Below are 17,627 nucleotides of genomic sequence, written 5' to 3'. Positions count from 1 at the left end.
GGTGCGGAACCGGGTTCGAGGCTCCCTCAAGCCGCCGCCGAGGCGTGCAGCCGCGGGGCGCCGCCGGGCACCGGTGCCCGGACCACGAGCCGGTACCCCCCGCCGTGGACGGCCGCGGCCTGCAGCCCGCCCCCGGCCGCGGCGACGCGCTCGGCGAGCCCCTTCAGCCCGTTGCCGGGCAGGCCGGACGGGCCGCCCCCGGTCCCGTCGTCGGTGATCCGCAGCGTGACGCCGGCGGCGTCGCGCCGCACGAGGATCTCGCACCGGCCGGCCCGGCTGTGCCGGATCACATTGGTCACGCCCTCCCGGACGGCCCAGCCGAGCAGCGTGTCGGTCTCGGCGGGCAGCGGCAGCCGGTCGTGCTCGACGACCACCGCGATGCCCGCCTCCGCGAGCAGCGCCCGCGCCTCGGCCAGTTCGGCGCCGAGGCCCCTCTCCCGGTAGCCGGTCACCGCCTGGCGCAGCTCGGTCAGCGCCCGCCGCCCGGCGGCGTCGATGTCCTGGGCGAGGCCCCGGACGGCGCCGGGATCGCCGCCGGCGGACCGGCGCACCGACTCGGCCTTGATGAGGATGAGCGCCATCGTGTGCCCGAACAGGTCGTGCAGGTCGCGGGCGAACCGCAGCCGTTCCCGCGCGACGGCGATCTCGGCCCGTTCCCGGCCGCCCTCGCGGAGCCTGACCACCTCGGCCAGCAGCCAGCTCAGCAGCCCGGCCACCATCGCGCAGACGAGGGCGGTCACCACCACCTCGGAGGCGTCGAGGACGCTCCCCGAGCGCCACCAGTCGATGCCGCCGCCCGCCCCGGCCACCGCCCCGGCGCCGAGGAGGAGGACCGGCGTGCACCGCCACACGGCGATGGCCGCGAGCAGCGACAGCACCGGGTCGAAGAGATCGAACATGTGCCCGCCGAACGCCGCGCTGAGGGCCACCGTCAGCAGCACGGTCGCGGCGGGGAGGGACAACGCCTTCAGGTGCCCGGTGGAGTGGCGGCGGGCCAGCAGGACCGCGCCCAGATAACAGGCCAGGTAGGCGGCGAGGCCGAGGCCGGCGAGCCAGGCGGGCCGGTCCCGCCCGCCGAGCACGTCGGCCAGCGCGCCGGGAGCGGGCAGCAGCAGCGGCCAGGGGACGAGCACCACCGGGAACAGGCGCCGGCCGATCGGCTCATGGGAACACGCCCCAGCGTGGCGCATCGAAACACCTCCGAGAACGCCCGAGAGGGCTCAAAGAGTGATCATTATGCTCCGCAGGCTAAAGTTTTCCGGCTTTCATATCAAGTACAGTATTTTGTTCAATATAATTTTTGCCCCGGTCTCCGTTGACGACCTGCTCCCCCGCGAATTCTCCGGCCGGTTCAGGACAGCCCGGAACCGCCTCGACCGTGCGTCGAGCCCCGCCCGCGAGCCTGTCGGCGTCGCCGACAGGAGGAGGCACGGTGCCCCACGTTTCGGACGCGGCCCCGCTCACCCGCGCGGAGCTGCTCGATCTCATGCAGGGATTCAAGAAGACCGCGGTGCTGCGCGCCGCCGTCCGGCTGGGCGTGTTCGACGCCCTGGCCGGCGGCCCGGCGAACGCCGCGGAGCTGGCCACACGGCTCGCCGTGCAGGCCCGCGGGCTGCGGCTGCTGCTGAACGCGCTGACCGCGCTGCGGCTGCTGGAATGCGACGGCCACCGGTACCGGCTCGGCCCCGGAACCGGGCCGCTGCTCGTCAGCTCGGAACCCGCCTATTGCGGCGGCAACGTGTACGTCGCGTCGAGCGACCGCGAATGGGCCGCCCTCGGCGACCTCGCCGGCACCGTCAGAAACGGAGGACCGATACCCGGTACCGACGCGACGGCACCGGGCTTCGACTACTGGGTGGATTTCGCCGAGCACACCACGATGGCCACGCACGGCGGGGCGCACATGGTCGCCGACGCGCTGGAGCCGTGGGCCGCGCACCGCACCGGCCTGCGCGTCCTCGACGTCGCCTGCGGGCCGGGCGTCTTCGGCTTCGCGCTGGCCCGGCGGCATCCGGACGCCCGGGTCGTCGCGCTGGACCGGCCGGACGTGCTGGAGAAGGCCGAGGAGCACGCCCGCGCCATGGGCGTCCTCGACCGGGTCGAGTTCCTGCCCGGGGACATGTTCGACATTCCGCTCGGCGGCCCGTACGACGTCGTCCTGGTCGCGAACGTGCTGCTGCACTTCTCCGCGGCCGCGAACGTGCGGCTGCTGCGGCGGCTGAGGGGCGTCCTGAAGCCGGGGGGACGGCTCGTCATCGCCGGGTTCACCGCCGAGATGCCGCCCGATCAGCTCCATCCCCACCTGCTCAGCCTGCTGATGCTGTCATGGACCGCCGAGGGCGAGGTCCCGTCCGCCGCGGACTGCGAGCGGATGCTCGCCGACGCCGGGCTGCCCGGCGCCGAGTCGCACGGCCGGCCGGGGCTGCCGATCCGCGCCTTCGTCGCCGCCGCGCCCGGCTGAGCCCGTCCCGCCGCGCGGCGCGGGCGGTGTCCACGGCCGTGGACACCGCCCGCCCGTCATCCGGCGTCCACCAGTTCGGCCAGGTGGCCGGCGACCGCGAGCACGGTCGGGCGCTGCCACAGCAGGGTGGGCGGCAGCTTCACGCCGAACCGCCGCTCCAGCCGGCGCCGCACCGCCACCGTCATCACCGAGTCGAGCCCCTGGTCGGCGAGCGGGCGCCGCGGGTCAAGGCTCTCCGGCGGCAGCCGCATCTCCGCCGAAATCTGCGCGCCGACGTCCGCGCGGAGCCGCTCGGCCAGCAGTTCGGGGGACAGCCCGGAGAACCCGGCGAGGCCGGACCCGTCCCCGTCCGCCGCGACGTCCTCGGGCTCGGCCGCGCCGACCTCGCTCAGCAGGGGCGCCGCGGCTCCGCCGGCCGGCGGCCGGACGACCGCGTAGCAGCCCGCGCCGTACCGGTGGGCGTGGCCCCACGCCTCCAGCACCTCGTCGGCCGAGACCTCCGACCAGGCGAGGCTCAGCGCGTCCCGGCGCCCGCGGCTCCGGCGGTGCAGGACGAGCGCGTCGTGGGACGCGGCCGTGACCGCGGCCCGCATCCGGCCGGGCGTCCCCGTGAGGTGGTCACCGGGCGCCATCAGGACGAAGAAGTCGACGTCGCCGGGGAACGCCTCGTGCAGCCGCCACGCGGTCGCCGCGCCGGACCCCGCCGGCTCCGGGGCGATGTGGACGATGCCGCGGACGGGCGGCAGGCCCAGCTCGTCCGTATCCGGCGGCTCGCCCCCGGTGGCGGGATCCAGCGTGACGACCCGCACGGTGACGCCGGCGGCCTCCAGCGCCTGTACCGCCGCGACCCGCCTCCGCGTCTCCTCGTCGGTGACGTCCTCCCACTGCGGCCTCTCCGGGAACGGGGCGTCGTCGGCCAGCACCAGCCTCCGGGCGCCCAGCCCGGCCAGATGGCGGGCGGCGCGCAGGCCGATCTCGCCGAAGGCTCCCGACACCAGGTAGGTGCCCGCGGCCGCGCATTCCAGCGGGGCGCCGCCCGGCGCCCCCTCCAGCCGGGCGAGCCGGGCGCGGGACGCGGTGCCGCCGCGCAGGGCGATCACGTCCTCGTGCGCGGCCCCGTCCGCCGGGGCCGCCGCCGCCCGGGCGAGCACGTCCGGGATCAGCGCGGCGGTTCCGTCCAGGTCGTCCGGATCGAGGTCGAGCAGTCCGCCCCACACCGCGGGCGACTCGTTCGCGAGCACCCGGCCCGCGCCCCAGAACGCGAGGTCGGGCACCCGGTCCGGCGCCGCCTCCGCGGCGCCGGCCGTGATTCCCCACAGGCGCGCCTCGCCCGCGGCGAGCCGGCGGGCGATCCCGGTCAGCAGCGCGGCCTCCTCGCCGGGCGCGGCGACGGCCAGCACGTCGGCGGGCCCCGCCGGCACCACCAGGTCGTCGGGGCCGTCGAAGACCGGGCAGGCGAGCCGGCCGCCGACGCGGTCGCGCGGTTCGCCGGGCGGGCCGACCAGCACGACGGGCCGGCCGGGTCCGGCGGCCCGCTCCAGCTCCATCGGACGCCACACCGTCTCATGCACCAGCCGCCGCGGACCGGAACCGGCCGCCGGGTCGCCCACCTCCGCGTACTTCAGGCCGGAGAGGCGGGCCACCACGCGGCCATCGGCGTCGGTGACGACCGCGTCCGCCAGGCCGCCCGCCGCGTCGTCCACCACCACCTCGATGGTCGCCTCCGCCACCGGGTCGCCCCGCGTCCACACCTCGGCGGCCTGAACGACCATCCGCAGCACGGGCGGCCCCGGATAGGCGGCGGGCGCGACCGTCATCACGGCGTCGAAGACCGGCGCCCACGCCGGGGCGCCGTCCGGGCCGGGCCGGAACCGGACGCGGGCGCGCAGGATCCTGGTGTCCCCGCGCAGCTCCTGGATGTCCCAGAAGAAGCCCGTGGTGGGGACGCCGACCTCGCTGAGCCTCCGCATCACGAAGTCCGGCTCCATGAGCGGCAGCTCCCGGTCGCCCGGCGGCGGGGGCGCGATGGCACGGCGCTCGGACACCCGCGCGCTCGCGTGCTCGGTCCAGGCGGCCTCGCCGGAGTCGTCCCGTCCGGCCTCCTCCGGGCGCGAGGAGATGCGGACGCCCGCCTCGTCCAGGACGACCTGGACCTCGCGCAGGCCGCCGGTGAAGAGCGGACGGCGCATGGCGACGTCCGTGAGCACCGGCCGGTCGCCCGGACGGCCCTGCGAGGCCGCCGCCACGAACGTCTCCAGCAGGACGGCCGCCGGGACGATCTCGACCTCGTTGATCGTGTGGCTTCCGGGATAGGGGCGGTTGGAGTCGTCCAGGAACGTCCGCCACAGCCCGAGCGCACCGCCCGCGACCGGCACGCGGTCGCCGAGCAGCACGTGCTCGTCCACGTCGTGCCCGCCGCCGGTGCCCGCGCCCCGGATCTCGGGATCGCGCCAGAACGGCCGGTGCCGCCACGGCGTGCTGGGCAGCGCGGCGAGCCCGCCGGACGGCCGCAGCCGGTCCCACGCCACGGCCACGCCGTGGCAGTGCGCCGCGCCCAGCGCGGTGAGGAAGGCGGCGCGCTCGGGCCGGTTGCGGCGCAGCGTCGCGCCGACGAACGGCTCGTCGACGCCCTCCTCGAGCAGGGTCTCGGTGACCGAGTGCGTCACCACCGGATGCGGCGAGATCTCCAGGAACGCGCGGTGCCCGTCGGCCGCCGCGGCCGCGACGGCCCCGGCCAGCCGCACCGGGTTGCGCAGGTTCGCCGCCCAGTAGGCGCCGTCCAGCGCGACCCTCGGCACCGGGCCGGTGAGCGCGGACGGGTCGGCCAGCGCGGTCGAGTACATGGGCAGGAACGGCTCGGCGGGCTCCAGGTCGCCCGCCGCCACCGCCAGCTCGGCGGCGATCGCGTCCATCTGCGGGCTGTGGAAGGCGACGTCCGAGGCGACCCGCCGGACGGTGATCCCCTCGCCGGCCCACCGCTCGGACACCTCGGCGACGGCCGCCGGATCGCCTGCCACGACCGACGACGCGGGCGAGGAGCAGATGGCCGCGACGACGTCGCTCCGGCCGGCCAGCCGCTCGGCGGCCTCCTCGAAGGGCAGCCCCGCCATCGCCATGGCGCCGCCGCCCGCCACCCGGCGCAGCAACCGCGACCGGCGGCAGCTCAGCCGGGCGCCGTCGGCCAGGCCGAGTCCGCCCGCGGTGACCGCCGCGGCGATCTCGCCGACCGAGTGGCCGATCACCGCATCCGGGGTCACCCCGCGCGAGCGCCACAGCTCCGCCAGCGCCACCTGCATCACGAAGATCATCGTCTGGACGCGGTCGACGCCGGTGAGGTCGCCGCCGGTGAGCACCTCGCGCGGCGAGAAGCCGATCTCCTCCCGGAAGATCGGTTCCAGCCGGTCGACGACCGCGGCGAACGCCGGCTCGGCCGCGAGCAGCTCGCGGCCCATCCCGCTCCACTGCGAGCCGTGACCGGAGAACACCCAGACCAGGCCGCCGCCCTCCCCGGCCGGCACCGGCGCGCCCGTCGCGATCCCATCGGACGGCTCGGCGGCGGCCAGTCGGCGCAGCCGCCCGCTCAGCTCACCGGCGTCCTGCGCGACGACCACCGCGCGCCGGGAGAGATGGGAGCGCCGGACGGCCAGCGTGCGGCCCACCGCGTCCAGGGGCGCGGACGCTCCCGCACCGTCCAGCCAGTCGGCGAGCCGCTCCGCCTGCTTCCGCAGCGCGGGCTCGGACCCCGCCGACAGCGGGAAGACCGGGTCTCCGCTCCCCGGAGCGCCCGCCGGTTCCGCCGCCTCGGCGGGCGGCTCTTCCAGGATGACGTGGCCGACCGTCCCGCCGTACCCGAACCCGGACACGCCGGCGCGGCGCGGACGGTCGCGCCGGGGCCAGGGCATCGCCTTCGTGACGAGGCTCAGCCCCGACTCCTCCCAGGAGATGTCGGAGGCGCGCTCGGTGGCGACCAGGCTCGCGGGGATGACGCCCTCCCGCAGCGCCAGGACCGCCTTGATCAGCCCGGCCACGCCCGCGGCGCCCTCCAGGTGCCCGATGTTGGACTTGACCGACCCGACCAGGCACGGGTCCGCGGCGTCGCGTCCCTTGCCGTAGGCGGTGGCGAGGGCCGCCGCCTCCATCCGGTCACCGAGCCGGGTGCCGGTGCCGTGCGCCTCGACGTAGTCGACCGTCCCGGCGGGGATCCCGGCGTGCCGGCAGGCCCGCTCGATGACGTGCTCCTGGGCGGCGCCGCACGGCGCCATGATCCCGTTGGTGCGCCCGTCCTGGTTCACCGCGCTGCCCCGGACGACGGCGAGCACCGTGTCCCCGTCGCGCCGCGCGTCCCGCAGCCGCTTCAGCACCAGCACGCCGCAGCCCTCACCACGCCCGTAGCCGTCGGCGGCGGCGTCGAACGGCTTGGAGCGCCCGTCGGGGGCGAGCGCGCCCGCCTGCCCGAGGGTCAGCGTCATCCCCGGCGAGATGATCAGGTTGACGCCGGCCGCGAGCGCGACCGGGCACTCCGCGAGGCGCAGGCTCTGGCAGGCCAGGTGCACCGCCACCAGCGAGGCCGAGCAGGCGGTGTCGACCGCGAGGCTCGGGCCGCGCAGGTCGAGCGCGTGCGAGATCCGGTTCGCCGACGCGCACACCGCGCCGCCGATGCCCGTCCACGCCTCGATGCCGGGCAGCGCCTCCAACTGGCGCCGGCCGTAGTCGTCGGTGCAGATCCCGACGAAGACGCCGGCGTCACCTCCCGCCAGGCCCGCGGGCGGCAGCCCGGCGTTCTCCAGCGCCTCCCACGCCACCTCCAGCAGGATCCGCTGCTGCGGGTCCATCAGCTCCGCCTCGCGCGGCGAGATGCCGAAGAACTCGGCGTCGAACCCCTCGATGTCGCGCAGATGGCTCCCGCCCCGGACGGCGGACCTCAGCGCGGCCGTGTAGCCGTGCCCGAGACCGCGGTAGAAGTCCCACCGCTCCCCGGGCAGTTCTCCCACGGCGTCGCCGCCGTCGAGCAGGAGGTTCCAGAACTCGCCCGGCGAGTCCGCGCCGCCGGGAAACCGGCAGCCGAGCCCGATCACCGCGATCGGTTCGGCGCCGGCGCCCGGGTCCTCGTTGTGATCGTCGGCCCTGCGATCGGCCCTGTGCTCGGACATCGTCCGTCCCCTCGTTCCAGCGCCCCGGTGCCGTCCGGGCCTCAGCCGTTCTCCGCGACGCGCAGGACGGTGTACGCCTCGCGTTCGAACTCGGCGTGCGCGCGCAGCGCCTTGGCCCTCTCCAGGAACTCGGGGTTCCGCACGGCCTTCAGGTGCAGTTCACGGCTCTCCCACTCGGCGACCTCGACGAACTCGTCCGGGCGGTCCGGGGACTGCAGGAGCTGGAAGCGGCGCGCGCCCGGCTGGGCGTGCATGAACTCCTCGATCTCCTTCTGGGCGCGCTCGAAGGCGTCGCGGTCGCCGACGACGGTGACCTTGTTGATCAGCGTGATCATGGTGGTGTCCTCTCTGGCCGCGGGCGACGCGGGGCGGGCCGTCCGGCGGGCCCCGCGGCGCCGGTCTGCATGGCCGCGACCGTAGGAGCACCGGCTCAAGGCTCGCTGGAGCCCCGGGCGCGCAGCAGGCCCGCCGCGCCGGCCTTGTTGACGGCGTCGATGCGCGAGAACGCCTTCAGCTTGCCGAAGACGTTGCTGAGGTGCCTTTTGACGGTGCCCTCCGCGATGAAGAGGCGGTCGGCTATCTGCGCGTTGCTGAGCCCTTGGGCGACCAGGTCGAGGACGTCGAGTTCGCGTTCCGACAACTCGGTCCGGGGCTCCCGGACGGGCTGCACCAGGCTTTCCCGGGAGACCGAGAGGATGATCCGCCGATCGTGCGCGCGGACGCTGCGGATCGCGGAGACGAGTTCCACCCTGGAGATGCTCTTGAGCAGGTAGCCGCGGATACCGCGTTCGAGGAGCCCGCGGACCAGCAGCGGGTCGTCGTGCATGGTGAGGATGATGACCCGGGACGCGGGGGAGACGGCGGCGATGCCGCGCAGCCGGTGCACGACGTCCTGGCCGGGCATCTCGATGTCCATCAGGACGATGTCGGGTTTGGTACGTTCCGCCAGGGCGAGCGCCGCCTCGCCCGTGCCCGCCTCCCCGACGACGGACAGGTCGTCCTCCCCCTCAAGGCTCTCCCGCAGCGCCTCGCGGAGCAGCGTGTGATCGTCCACCAGCAGAATCGTTATCGCGGCGTCGTACGCCCCCACGTGCAACCCCCGGACCTCCGTGGCTCACAGAATGGCCATCACGGCGGAACTCCCGGTCCCCGGCGCCGCGCTCGGTGCGTGCCCGACCGACTGGACGCGGCGGCGTTTCACCTTTCCCCGATCCCGCCGTCTCACAATTTTATACGGAGATCAAGTACCGGAAGCCGATGACCGCATCCGGTCAGTTGTTTAATCCGATACTATATGTGAATCCCATTGTTTCCAGAATGCGCATCGGCCGCATTATCAGAATTCGATTCCAGAACCGGCCCGGCGGCCGCGAGCCGGCGCAACCGGGGCACGATCCGCGCGGGCGCCGGCCGGGCCGCGATCTCGGCGGCCAGCGCCGCGGCACCACGGCGATAACGCGGCTCGGCGAGCAGTTCCGCGCACGCGGCGAGGACCGCGTCCATGCCGCCGTCCCCGCCGGTCACCTCCGGCGGCAGCGCCCGGCCCGCCCCCGCCGCGGCCACCCGCTCGGCGTTGTCGATCATGTCGACGGCCGGCCGCGGCAGCACCAGCTGGGGCACCGACGCGGCGAGCGAGGTCAGCGTCGACCCGCCGCCGCCGTGGTGGATCACCAGGTCGCAGTGCGGCAGCACCCGGGAGATCGGCAGCCAGCCCGCCAGCCGGACCGCGGGCGAGGCGGCCGGCAGCAGCTTCGCGCGGTCGGGCGCCATCGCCACGACCAGCTCGATGCCGAGCGCCGGGAGGGCGCGAACCAGCCGTGACAGCAGGTCCGCGACCGGCTCGCCGCCGAAGCGGGGCAGCAGGCTGCCCATGGTGAGGCACACCCGCGGGACGGCCGGCCTGTCCCACAGCCAGCCGGGCAGCGGCGCCGACCCGTTGTAGGGCGTGTACCGCATGGCGAGCCCGGCCGCCGCCCCCGGACGCTGCATGCTCGGCGGGCACACGTCGATGACGGCGGACGGGTCCGGAAGCGCGGGCAGGCCCAGCTCGTCCAGCTCGGGCGCGAGTTCCTCGCCGCCCGCCCGCCGCAGGATCGGGTGCAGCGCCATCCCCCAGCCGTGCTCCACCCAGGGGACGCCGTGCCGGGCGGCGGCGACGGGACCGGCGTGCTCGCAGGGTTCGCTGATCACCAGGTCCGGGCGCCAGCCGCGCACGGCGTCGAGCATTCCGGGCAGCACCCGCGCGGCCAGCCGCCCCCACGCCCGGCCGCTGACCGCGAGCCGGCCGTCCATCTCGGCGGGCCGCTCCACGGGCCGGCCGGCGCGATCGCGGAACATGAAGTCGCCGAAGTCGGCCTCGTCCACCGTCGCGTGCGCGCAGAGGCCCGTGCCGGTGACGGCGGCGGAGAAGTCGCCGGGCGCGGCGACGAGCACCTCGTGCCCGGCCGACTGCAGCGCCCAGGCCAGCGGCACGAGCGGGAAGAAATGGCCGTGCATGGGAGCGGTGGTCATGAGCACGCGCAAGGGAGCCTCCTCCTGAGGGCCGGGCAGTGCCCCCGCAGGGTGGCAGCGGGGGCTGGCCCGGCGGTCGGGCCACGCTCGACGCGGATTCGAGCGCGGCCCGGACGGGAGGGTCAGCGGGACGGGCGGGCCGCCGCGTCCTGCCGGGCCTCGCGGGCGGCGCCGGCGGCGGGCGCGTCCTCGTCCAGGTCCTCCAGGGGGACCTCCCGGATGAAGAAGGCCAGCACGAACGCCACCGTGAGGATCACCGTCGCCACCACGAACACGGCGCTGGTGCCCGAGACGAACGCCTTCAGCACGTGGTCGCGGACGTCGGCGGGCAGCGCGTGCAGCATGGCGGCGGTCGGCCTGCCGTGCACGGACGCGGCGCGGTCCAGCCCGGCGTCGAACCGCCGGGTCAGCAGCGCGCCGAGGACGGCGGTGCCGACGGCGGCGCCGATGGTGCGGCTGAACGTGGTGGAGGAGGTCGCCACCCCCATGCTCCGCACGGGCACCGCGTTCTGCACGGCGAGGATGGTGATCTGCATCGTCGGGCCGAGGCCGGCGCCGAGCAGCAGCAGGCCCCCGTTCAGCGCCCACCAGGACGCGTCGACGTCCAGGGCGGCCAGCAGGGCGGTGCCGAGCGCGGCGGCGCCGAAGCCGACGACCAGGAACCACCGGTAGCGGCCCAGCCGCGCGATGAGCCGGCCCGTCACGATGGAGGTGACCATCAGGCCGAGGGCCATGGGCAGCAGGTGCAGGCCGGCGGCGGTCGGCTTCACCCCCTGCACGATCTGCATGTAGAGGACGACGTAGACGACCGATCCCATCATCGCGAAGCCGCTGACGAAGATGAGCGGGCTGGCGATCCGGAACACCGCGTTGCGCAGCAGGGCGAGCGGGAACAGCGGCTCGGGGGTGGCCGCCTGCCGCCAGACGAACGCGGACAGCAGGACGGCGCTCGCCGCCATCAGAGCGAGCATCCGCGCGTCCGACCAGGCGTACTCGCCGTTGCCGCCCAGTTCGGTCACCAGCAGGATCGCGGACGCTCCGGCGGCGGCCAGCACCGCTCCGAGGTAGTCGATCCGGTGCGGCACGACCTCACTGGGCAGGCGGAGCGAGGTCGCGACGGCGATGAAGGCCGCGGCGCCGAGCGGGACGTTGACGTAGAACACCCAGTGCCAGGACAGGTGCTCGGTGATGTAGCCGCCGACCAGCGGCCCGAGCAGGGTTCCGAGGGCGATCAGGATGCCGCCCATCCCGGCCTTCTTCGCGCGCTCGTCCGGCGGCGCCAGCCGGGCGGCGATCACCAGCGTGATGCTCATGAGGCCGCCGCCGCCGAGGCCCTGGACGAAGCGCAGGACGATGAGCTCCACCATGTTCTGCGCCAGGCCGCAGAGCATCGAGCCCGTCAGGAAGAGCCCGACCGCGAAGAGGAACACCTTGCGCGGGCCGTGGACGTCGGTCAGCTTCCCGTACAGCGGCTGCGTGGCGGTGGAGGCCACCAGGTAGGCGGTGACCAGCCAGGGAAGCCGGTCCAGGCCGTGCGCGGCATCGAGGTCCCGGGTGATGGCCCAGGCGGCGGTGGTGACGATGTTCTGGTCCAGGATCGCCAGGATCATCGTCAGCAGCGACCCGATGAGCACGATCCGCGCTCTGACCTGGGTCATTCCGGGTGGCAGGAACGTCCCCGGGGCGCCGGAGGCGGCCGGCGGCGGGCCGTCTTCGTCCAAGGTCATGACACCCTCCATTTCATTGACTTGCTCCAACCTTAGACAGCAAAAATATTTGTAGCAAGTCAATCTTTGAATCAGGTACATGCCGAGCTAGACTGCGGGCCATGACCAAGGAACTCGGGTTGCGGGAGCGCAAGAAGATCAAGACCAGGCGGACGATCTCCGCGGCCGCCATGCGCCTCTTCGTGGAACGCGGCTTCGAAAACGTGTCGATCGCGGAGGTCGCCGAGGCCGCCGAAGTCTCGAAGATGACGGTCTTCAACTACTTCGGCACCAAGGAGGACCTGGTCTTCGACCGGCAGGACGAGGTCGTCCACGGGCCGAGCCGCACGGTGCGCACCCGCCCGCCGGGCATGTCGGCGGTCACCGCCCTGCGCGACGCCTACCTGGACGACCTGCGCAGCCGCGATCCGCTGGTCGCCTTCAGCGAGGGCATCGAGACGTTCGCGCGGCTGCTGGACAGCAGCCCCGCCCTGCAGGCCCGCACCCGGGAGATCTTCGAGCGCCGCGAGGCCGAGCTCGCCGCCACGTTCGCCGAGGAGGACCGCGTCGGCGACGGCGGCCTCACCGCCCGGCTCGTCGCGGGACAGGTCACCGCCGTCCACCGGGTCCTGTTCCACGAGAGCTGCCGGCGGCTGCTGGACGGCCAGGACCCGGACGAGATCGCCGGACGGCTCGCACAGGCCGCGCAGAACGCCTTCGACCTCCTGGAGGCGGGAATCGGCAAGGACTACTGCGTCCGGCGCGAAGGCGAGTGACCCGGGCGGGGAGCGCCCCCGAGCGAGGGTCGAACCCGCCTTGAGCACGGGCCGCCAGCGTGGCGACCGTGGAAGCCGACAACATCGACTCGCCCGCCGTCCACGTCAGCGGGATCGGGGTGGTGGTCCCCGAACCGGTGAGCGTCGAGGACGCCGTGCGGCGGGGCCTTTACCCCGCCGAGGAGGCCGGGCTGCACCAGCTCGGCGGGGCCGCCGTCGCCGGCGAGGTGCCCGCCCCGGAAATGGCGCTGCACGCCGCCCGGCAGGCGTTCGAGCGCTGCGGCCGCCGGCCGCGGGACATCGACCTGCTGCTGTACGCCGACACCTGGCACCAGGGACCCGACGGCTGGCTTCCGCACTCCCACCTGCAACGCCACCTCGTGGGCGGGGACGCGCTGGCCGTCGGGGTCCGGCAGGGCTGCAGCGGGATGTTCTCCGCGCTGGAGCTCGCCGCCGCCTACCTGAGGGCGTCGCCCGGCCGGAGTGCCGCGCTGCTGGTCACCGCCGACAACTACGGCACCCCGCTCATGGACCGGTGGCTCGTCAGCCCGGGGGCCGTGCTCGGGGACGCGGCCACCGCCGTCGTCCTGACGAAGGAGCCCGGCTTCGCCCGGCTGCTCGCCGTGTCCTCCGGGACGGTCCCCGAGGCCGAGGGCCTGCACCGGGGGAACGAGCCGCTGTTCCCGCCGGGCATCACGGTCGGGCGTCCCATGGACTTCCGGACCCGCGCCGACCAGTTCCGCCGCGCCGCCCTGTCCCGTCCCGGCGGCACGGCGGCGTTCGAGGCCATCAACCGGCGGATCCAGGAGGTGGCCCGCGGCACCGCCGAGGCCGCCGGGATCAAGCCCGCCGAGATCACCCGGGTGGCCTTCACCCACACCTCCCGCGAGATCTTCGAGCAGAAGGCGGTGCGGGGCCTCGGCCTGCGTCCCGAGCAGGCGACCTGGGACTTCGCGCGGGAGGTCGGCCATCTCGGGGCCAGCGACCAGTTCGCGGCGTTCGACCGGCTGCTGAGTGCCGGGGAGCTGCGTCCCGGCGACCACATGCTCATGATCGGCATCAGCCCCGGCTTCACGGTCTCGGCCGCGGTGCTGCGGGTGTCGTCCCCGCCCCCGTGGCTCGACGGAAGGACCTGACGATGCGCGTGCTGTTCACCTCCTCCCATTTCGCGGCGCACTTCCAGCCGCTGGTGCCGCTCGGCTGGGCGCTGCGCGCGGCCGGGCACGAGGTGGCGGTCACGGCCGGCCCCGGCATCGCCGCCGCCGTCACCGGGGCCGGGCTGACCGCCGTGCCGCTCGCCGAGGACGTCGACATGATCACCCTCGGCCGCTTCAAGCTGTACCGCGACGCCCTGCGCCGGGCGGGACGCGGGCCGCTCGCCGGCCTCCCGGTCATGCATCCGCTGGAGGACCGGGTGCTCGCCTCGCTCGACGAGTTCGACCCCGGCGCCTTCATGCGCGAGTACGGCCCGGGGCTGGCCAAGCTGGTCGACGCGCGGATCGACGCGACCGTGCGGTTCGCCCGCCGCTGGCGCCCCGACCTGGTGGTGACCGAGCTGATGTGCTTCGACGGCGTCCTCGCCGGGGCGGTGCTCGGCGTGCCCGTCGTCCGCCATCTGTGGGGGCCGCTCGGCACCGCGGAACCGGACCCGGACGTGGCCGACATCGTCGGGGACGACATGACCGGCGCGGCGGCGCGGTACGGGCTGGAGCCCGTCGAGAACGGCGCCGGCTGGGTGCTGGACGTGTGCCCGCCGTCGGTCCGCCCGCCCGTCCGGGAGGAGCGGATCCCGATGCGGTACGTGCCGTACGGCGGGCCCGCGTCCCACCCCCTCGACCCGGCGGACGGCACCGGCCGCCCCCGGCTGTGCGTGACCTGGAGCAGATCGGCGCCGCGGCTGTTCGGCCCGCGGTCGCTGCTGGTCAACGAGATCTTGCAGGCGGCCGCCGGCATGGACGTCGACGTGCGGGTGGCGGTCGGCGACGAGCAGCGGAGCGCGATCCGGATTCCGGAGGGACGGCGGGCGCGCGTAACGGTGGGGCGCGTGCCGCTGGAGCACGTCCTGCCGTCCGCGGACGCCGTCGTGCACGCGGGCGGGGCCGGGGTGACGATGACCGCGCTCCGCCACGGGGTCCCGCAGCTCGGCCTCCCGCTCAGCAACGAGTTCGCCGTGAACGTCGAGCGCGTCGCCGCGGCCGGCGCGGCCGTGCTGCTGCCTCCGGCGGACGCGGGGGTCCCGCAGATCCGGCGGTGCCTGCGGGAACTGCTGGAGGACCCGGCCTGGCGGGAGAGCGCCGGCCGGCTGCGCCGCGAGTCGCTGGAACTGCCCGCCCCGGCCGCCGTGGTCCCCGTCCTGGAGGAGATCGCGGCCTCGCCCCGCTGACGCGGGTCACGCCATGACGGCGCGCCGGTACAGTGCCGCGCACTCCTCGTACGTCGCCAGCAGCCCGGCCGCGGCGGCCTGCGCGACGGTCGGCGCCCCGGCGTCCTTGGCCGAGACGACCGGCTCCCCGTCCAGGTCCCAGGGCAGGGCGAGGTCCGGGTCGAAGGGGTCGATGTCGAGCTGCGTGCCGGGGACGTGGGCCGTCGAGCACAGGTAGCTCACGCACGTGTCGTCGGTGAGCGCGACGAACGCGTGGCCGAGCCCCTCGGCGACGTAGGCGCAGCGGCCGGACTCGGCGTCCAGGAGCGTGCTGTCGTACTTCCCGAACGTGGGCGAGCCGACCCGCAGGTCCACCACGAAGTCGCGGATCGCGCCGCGCGGGCAGCCGACGAGCTTGGCCTGGCCCGGCGGCAGCAGCACCCCGTGGACCCCGCGCACCACGCCGCGCCGCGACACCGAGTGGTTGACCTGGACGGGCCGGAACCGGTGGCCGTGCGTGAGCAGTTCCTCCTGCTTGAACGACTCGTAGAAGCAGCCGCGCCCGTCACGGATCGGCTCGGGGGTGAGGAGGAAACCGTCCGGGACGGCGAGCGGATCGATCTTCATGGCGGCCGAGCCTACGGAGCGGTGTTCGAGGCGCGGTCGGGGTCGATCGGAGCTGGACGCGGCCTCGAACGCGCCGCGTCACGATCACGGGCACCGGCAGGCGAAGGACGGGAGGGCCATGCGCGCAGTCGTGCTCGGCGGCGGAGGTTTCGTCGGGTCTCATCTCTGCTCCGCGCTGGCGGCGGCGGGCCACGAGGTGGTGGCGGCGGTGCGGCGCCCGCCCGCGGCGATGCCCTGCGCGGACGTCGCGGTCCTGGACGCGGCCGACCCCGGCGCCCTGCGCGGCCTGCTGCGCCGCACGGCCCCCGACGCGGTCGTCAACGCGGCCGGCGCGGTGTGGCGCGCCGACGGGGCGGCGATGGAGGCGTCCAACGTCGTCCTCGTCGAACGCCTCCTCACGGTGCTGCCCGAGCTCGGCCGGACGCCCCGGCTGATCCAGCTCGGCACGATCCATGAGTACGGGTCCGCGCCCGGGGGCGGCGTCCTCAGGGAGGACACGGTCCCGGCGCCGCTGACCCCCTACGGCCGGACCAAGCTGCGCGCCACCGAGGCCGTCCTCGCCGCGGTCCGCGCGGGACGCGCCGACGCCGTCGTACTGCGGGTCGCCAACGTCATCGGGCCGGGCGCCCCGGCCGGCAGCCTGCTCGGCATGGTCACGGAGCTGCTCGCCGGCGCGCGGGCCGCCGGGCGGACCGCGACGATCCGGCTGGCGTCCCTGGGCGGGCACCGGGACTTCGCGGACGTCCGGGACGTGGCCGGCGCGGTGCTGCTCACGGCCGTCCCCGGCACGCCGGCGCCGCGGCTGGTCAACATCGGCGGCGGGCGGGCGGTGAGCGTCCGTTCCCTGGTCGAACGGCTCATCGAGATCAGCGGGGTGCCGGCCGAGCTGGTCACCGGTACGGCCCCGCCGTCCTCCCCCGGCGCGGCGGCGGGATCCCAGCGCCTCGGCATCGATCGCGCGCGGACCGCCCTCGGCTGGCGGCCCCGCCGCTCCCCCGAGGAATCCCTCCGGGCGCTGTGGGCGGCCGCCATGGAGCAGAAGGAGGCGGTCGGATGAACCGGCGGGACGGGAGGCTCCGCTTCGGCGTGCTCGGGTGCGCCGACATCGCGTGGCGGCGCGCGATCCCGGCGCTGTGCGGCGACCCGCGGGCCGAACTGGTCGCGGTCGCGTCCCGCGACATCGCGAAGGCCCGCCGGTTCGCGGATCGCTTCGGCTGCGCGGCCGTCGAGGGCTACGGCCCGCTGCTCGCCCGCCCGGACATCGACGCCGTGTACGTCCCGCTGCCCCCCGGCCTGCACGCCGAGTGGGCCGGCGCGGCGCTCGACGCGGGCAAGCACGTCCTGTCGGAGAAGCCCCTCACCACGGGCGCGGCGGAGACGGCCGGGCTCGTGAGGGCGGCCGAGGCGCGCGGGCTGCTGCTGATGGAGAACTTCATGTTCGTCCACCATCCGCAGCACGCCGAGGCGCGCCGCCTGCTGGCGGAGGGGGCGATCGGCGCCGTCCGCGCGTTCCACGCCTCGTTCACCATCCCGCGCAGGCCCGACGGCGACATCCGGTACCGGGCCGGGCTGGGCGGCGGCGCCCTGCTGGACGTGGCCGGATACCCCGTCCGCGCGGCCCGGCTGCTGCTCGGCGGGCCGCTGGCCGTGGCGGGCGCGGTGCTCGGGCATGACCCCGCGCTCGGCGTCGACACCGGCGGCGCCGCACTGCTCCGCACCGCGGACGGGATACCGGCGCAGCTCGCCTTCGGGCTGGACGACGCCTACCGGTGCGAGTACGAGGTGCGCGGAAGCGAAGGCGTCCTGCGCGTGGACCGGGCGTTCACCCCGCCGGACGATTTCCGGCCCGCCCTGCGGGTCGAGCGGGCGGGCGAGGTCACCGAGCCCGCGCTGCCGCCCGCCGACCAGTTCGGGCGCGCGGTCGGCCACTTCGTCACCACCGCGCTCTCCGGGGAGGGCTATGGGGCGTCCGCCGCGGACGCGCTGGAGCAGGCGACCCTGGTGGACGGCATCCGCCGTGCCGCCTCGTGACCG

General features: G+C 75.2%; 13 protein-coding genes. 6 read left to right on the top strand and 7 right to left on the bottom strand.

Annotation, left to right across the window (positions count from 1 at the left end):
• Window positions 1-26 precede the first annotated feature (26 nt).
• Entirely contained in the window at window positions 27-1,190 is a 1,164-nt protein-coding gene (locus AF1_RS06085; RefSeq protein ID WP_131732570.1) for a sensor histidine kinase, read from the bottom strand.
• Window positions 1,191-1,432: 242 nt separating this feature from the next.
• Here AF1_RS06085 and AF1_RS06080 point away from each other — a divergent pair, with 242 nt between their 5' ends.
• A complete protein-coding gene (locus tag AF1_RS06080; RefSeq protein ID WP_067794006.1) occupies window positions 1,433-2,461 on the top strand; it encodes a methyltransferase domain-containing protein in 1,029 nt (342 codons plus the stop codon).
• 56 nt (window positions 2,462-2,517) lie between these two features.
• Here the strand turns inward: AF1_RS06080 and AF1_RS06075 are convergent, their stop codons facing one another.
• From AF1_RS06075 to AF1_RS06055, 5 genes are all read right to left on the bottom strand, one after another.
• Window positions 2,518-7,611, bottom strand: coding sequence for a type I polyketide synthase (locus AF1_RS06075; protein WP_084262495.1), 5,094 nt, complete (start codon window positions 7,609-7,611; stop codon window positions 2,518-2,520).
• Window positions 7,612-7,652: 41 nt separating this feature from the next.
• Window positions 7,653-7,946, bottom strand: coding sequence for an antibiotic biosynthesis monooxygenase family protein (locus AF1_RS06070; protein WP_067794005.1), 294 nt, complete (start codon window positions 7,944-7,946; stop codon window positions 7,653-7,655).
• A gap of 95 nt (window positions 7,947-8,041) precedes the next feature.
• A complete protein-coding gene (locus AF1_RS06065) occupies window positions 8,042-8,665 on the bottom strand; it encodes a response regulator (RefSeq protein ID WP_242608766.1) in 624 nt (207 codons plus the stop codon).
• Window positions 8,666-8,901: 236 nt separating this feature from the next.
• Entirely contained in the window at window positions 8,902-10,128 is a 1,227-nt protein-coding gene (locus AF1_RS06060) for a nucleotide disphospho-sugar-binding domain-containing protein (RefSeq protein ID WP_242608770.1), read from the bottom strand.
• 116 nt (window positions 10,129-10,244) lie between these two features.
• Window positions 10,245-11,849 carry an MDR family MFS transporter gene (locus AF1_RS06055; protein WP_165488363.1) on the bottom strand — a complete coding sequence of 535 codons (1,605 nt, stop codon included), beginning with the start codon at window positions 11,847-11,849 and terminating at the stop codon, window positions 10,245-10,247.
• A gap of 101 nt (window positions 11,850-11,950) precedes the next feature.
• On the opposite strand from AF1_RS06055, the gene AF1_RS06050 reads away from it, so the two are divergent.
• From AF1_RS06050 to AF1_RS06040, 3 genes are all read left to right on the top strand, one after another.
• Complete coding sequence (locus AF1_RS06050) at window positions 11,951-12,604, top strand: TetR/AcrR family transcriptional regulator (protein WP_067794001.1); 654 nt, start codon at window positions 11,951-11,953, stop codon at window positions 12,602-12,604.
• Between the two features lie 68 nt (window positions 12,605-12,672).
• Window positions 12,673-13,740, top strand: a complete 1,068-nt coding sequence (locus tag AF1_RS06045) for a ketoacyl-ACP synthase III family protein (protein WP_242608767.1) — start codon at window positions 12,673-12,675, stop codon at window positions 13,738-13,740.
• Window positions 13,741-13,742: 2 nt separating this feature from the next.
• Window positions 13,743-14,987 carry a nucleotide disphospho-sugar-binding domain-containing protein gene (locus tag AF1_RS06040; protein WP_067794000.1) on the top strand — a complete coding sequence of 415 codons (1,245 nt, stop codon included), beginning with the start codon at window positions 13,743-13,745 and terminating at the stop codon, window positions 14,985-14,987.
• A 6-nt stretch (window positions 14,988-14,993) separates the two neighbouring features.
• Here the strand turns inward: AF1_RS06040 and AF1_RS06035 are convergent, their stop codons facing one another.
• On the bottom strand, window positions 14,994-15,593 hold the full coding sequence (locus AF1_RS06035; protein WP_067793999.1) for a dTDP-4-dehydrorhamnose 3,5-epimerase family protein: 600 nt from the start codon (window positions 15,591-15,593) through the stop codon (window positions 14,994-14,996).
• 118 nt (window positions 15,594-15,711) lie between these two features.
• Between AF1_RS06035 and AF1_RS06030 the strand changes: the two genes are divergently transcribed.
• Window positions 15,712-16,650: an NAD-dependent epimerase/dehydratase family protein gene (locus tag AF1_RS06030; protein WP_067793998.1), complete on the top strand. Its 939-nt coding sequence runs from the start codon at window positions 15,712-15,714 to the stop codon at window positions 16,648-16,650.
• A complete protein-coding gene (locus AF1_RS06025; RefSeq protein WP_067793997.1) occupies window positions 16,647-17,624 on the top strand; it encodes a Gfo/Idh/MocA family protein in 978 nt (325 codons plus the stop codon). Before AF1_RS06030 ends, AF1_RS06025 begins: the two co-directional genes overlap by 4 nt.
• The last annotated feature ends 3 nt before the right edge of the window (window positions 17,625-17,627 follow it).

Origin of the sequence: Actinomadura formosensis NBRC 14204 (assembly GCF_001552155.1) — a bacterium.
In the GTDB taxonomy this organism is placed as follows: domain Bacteria; phylum Actinomycetota; class Actinomycetes; order Streptosporangiales; family Streptosporangiaceae; genus Spirillospora; species Spirillospora formosensis.
The sequence above is the reverse complement of the archived record's forward strand: the minus strand, read 5'-3'. Positions and strand labels throughout refer to the sequence as shown.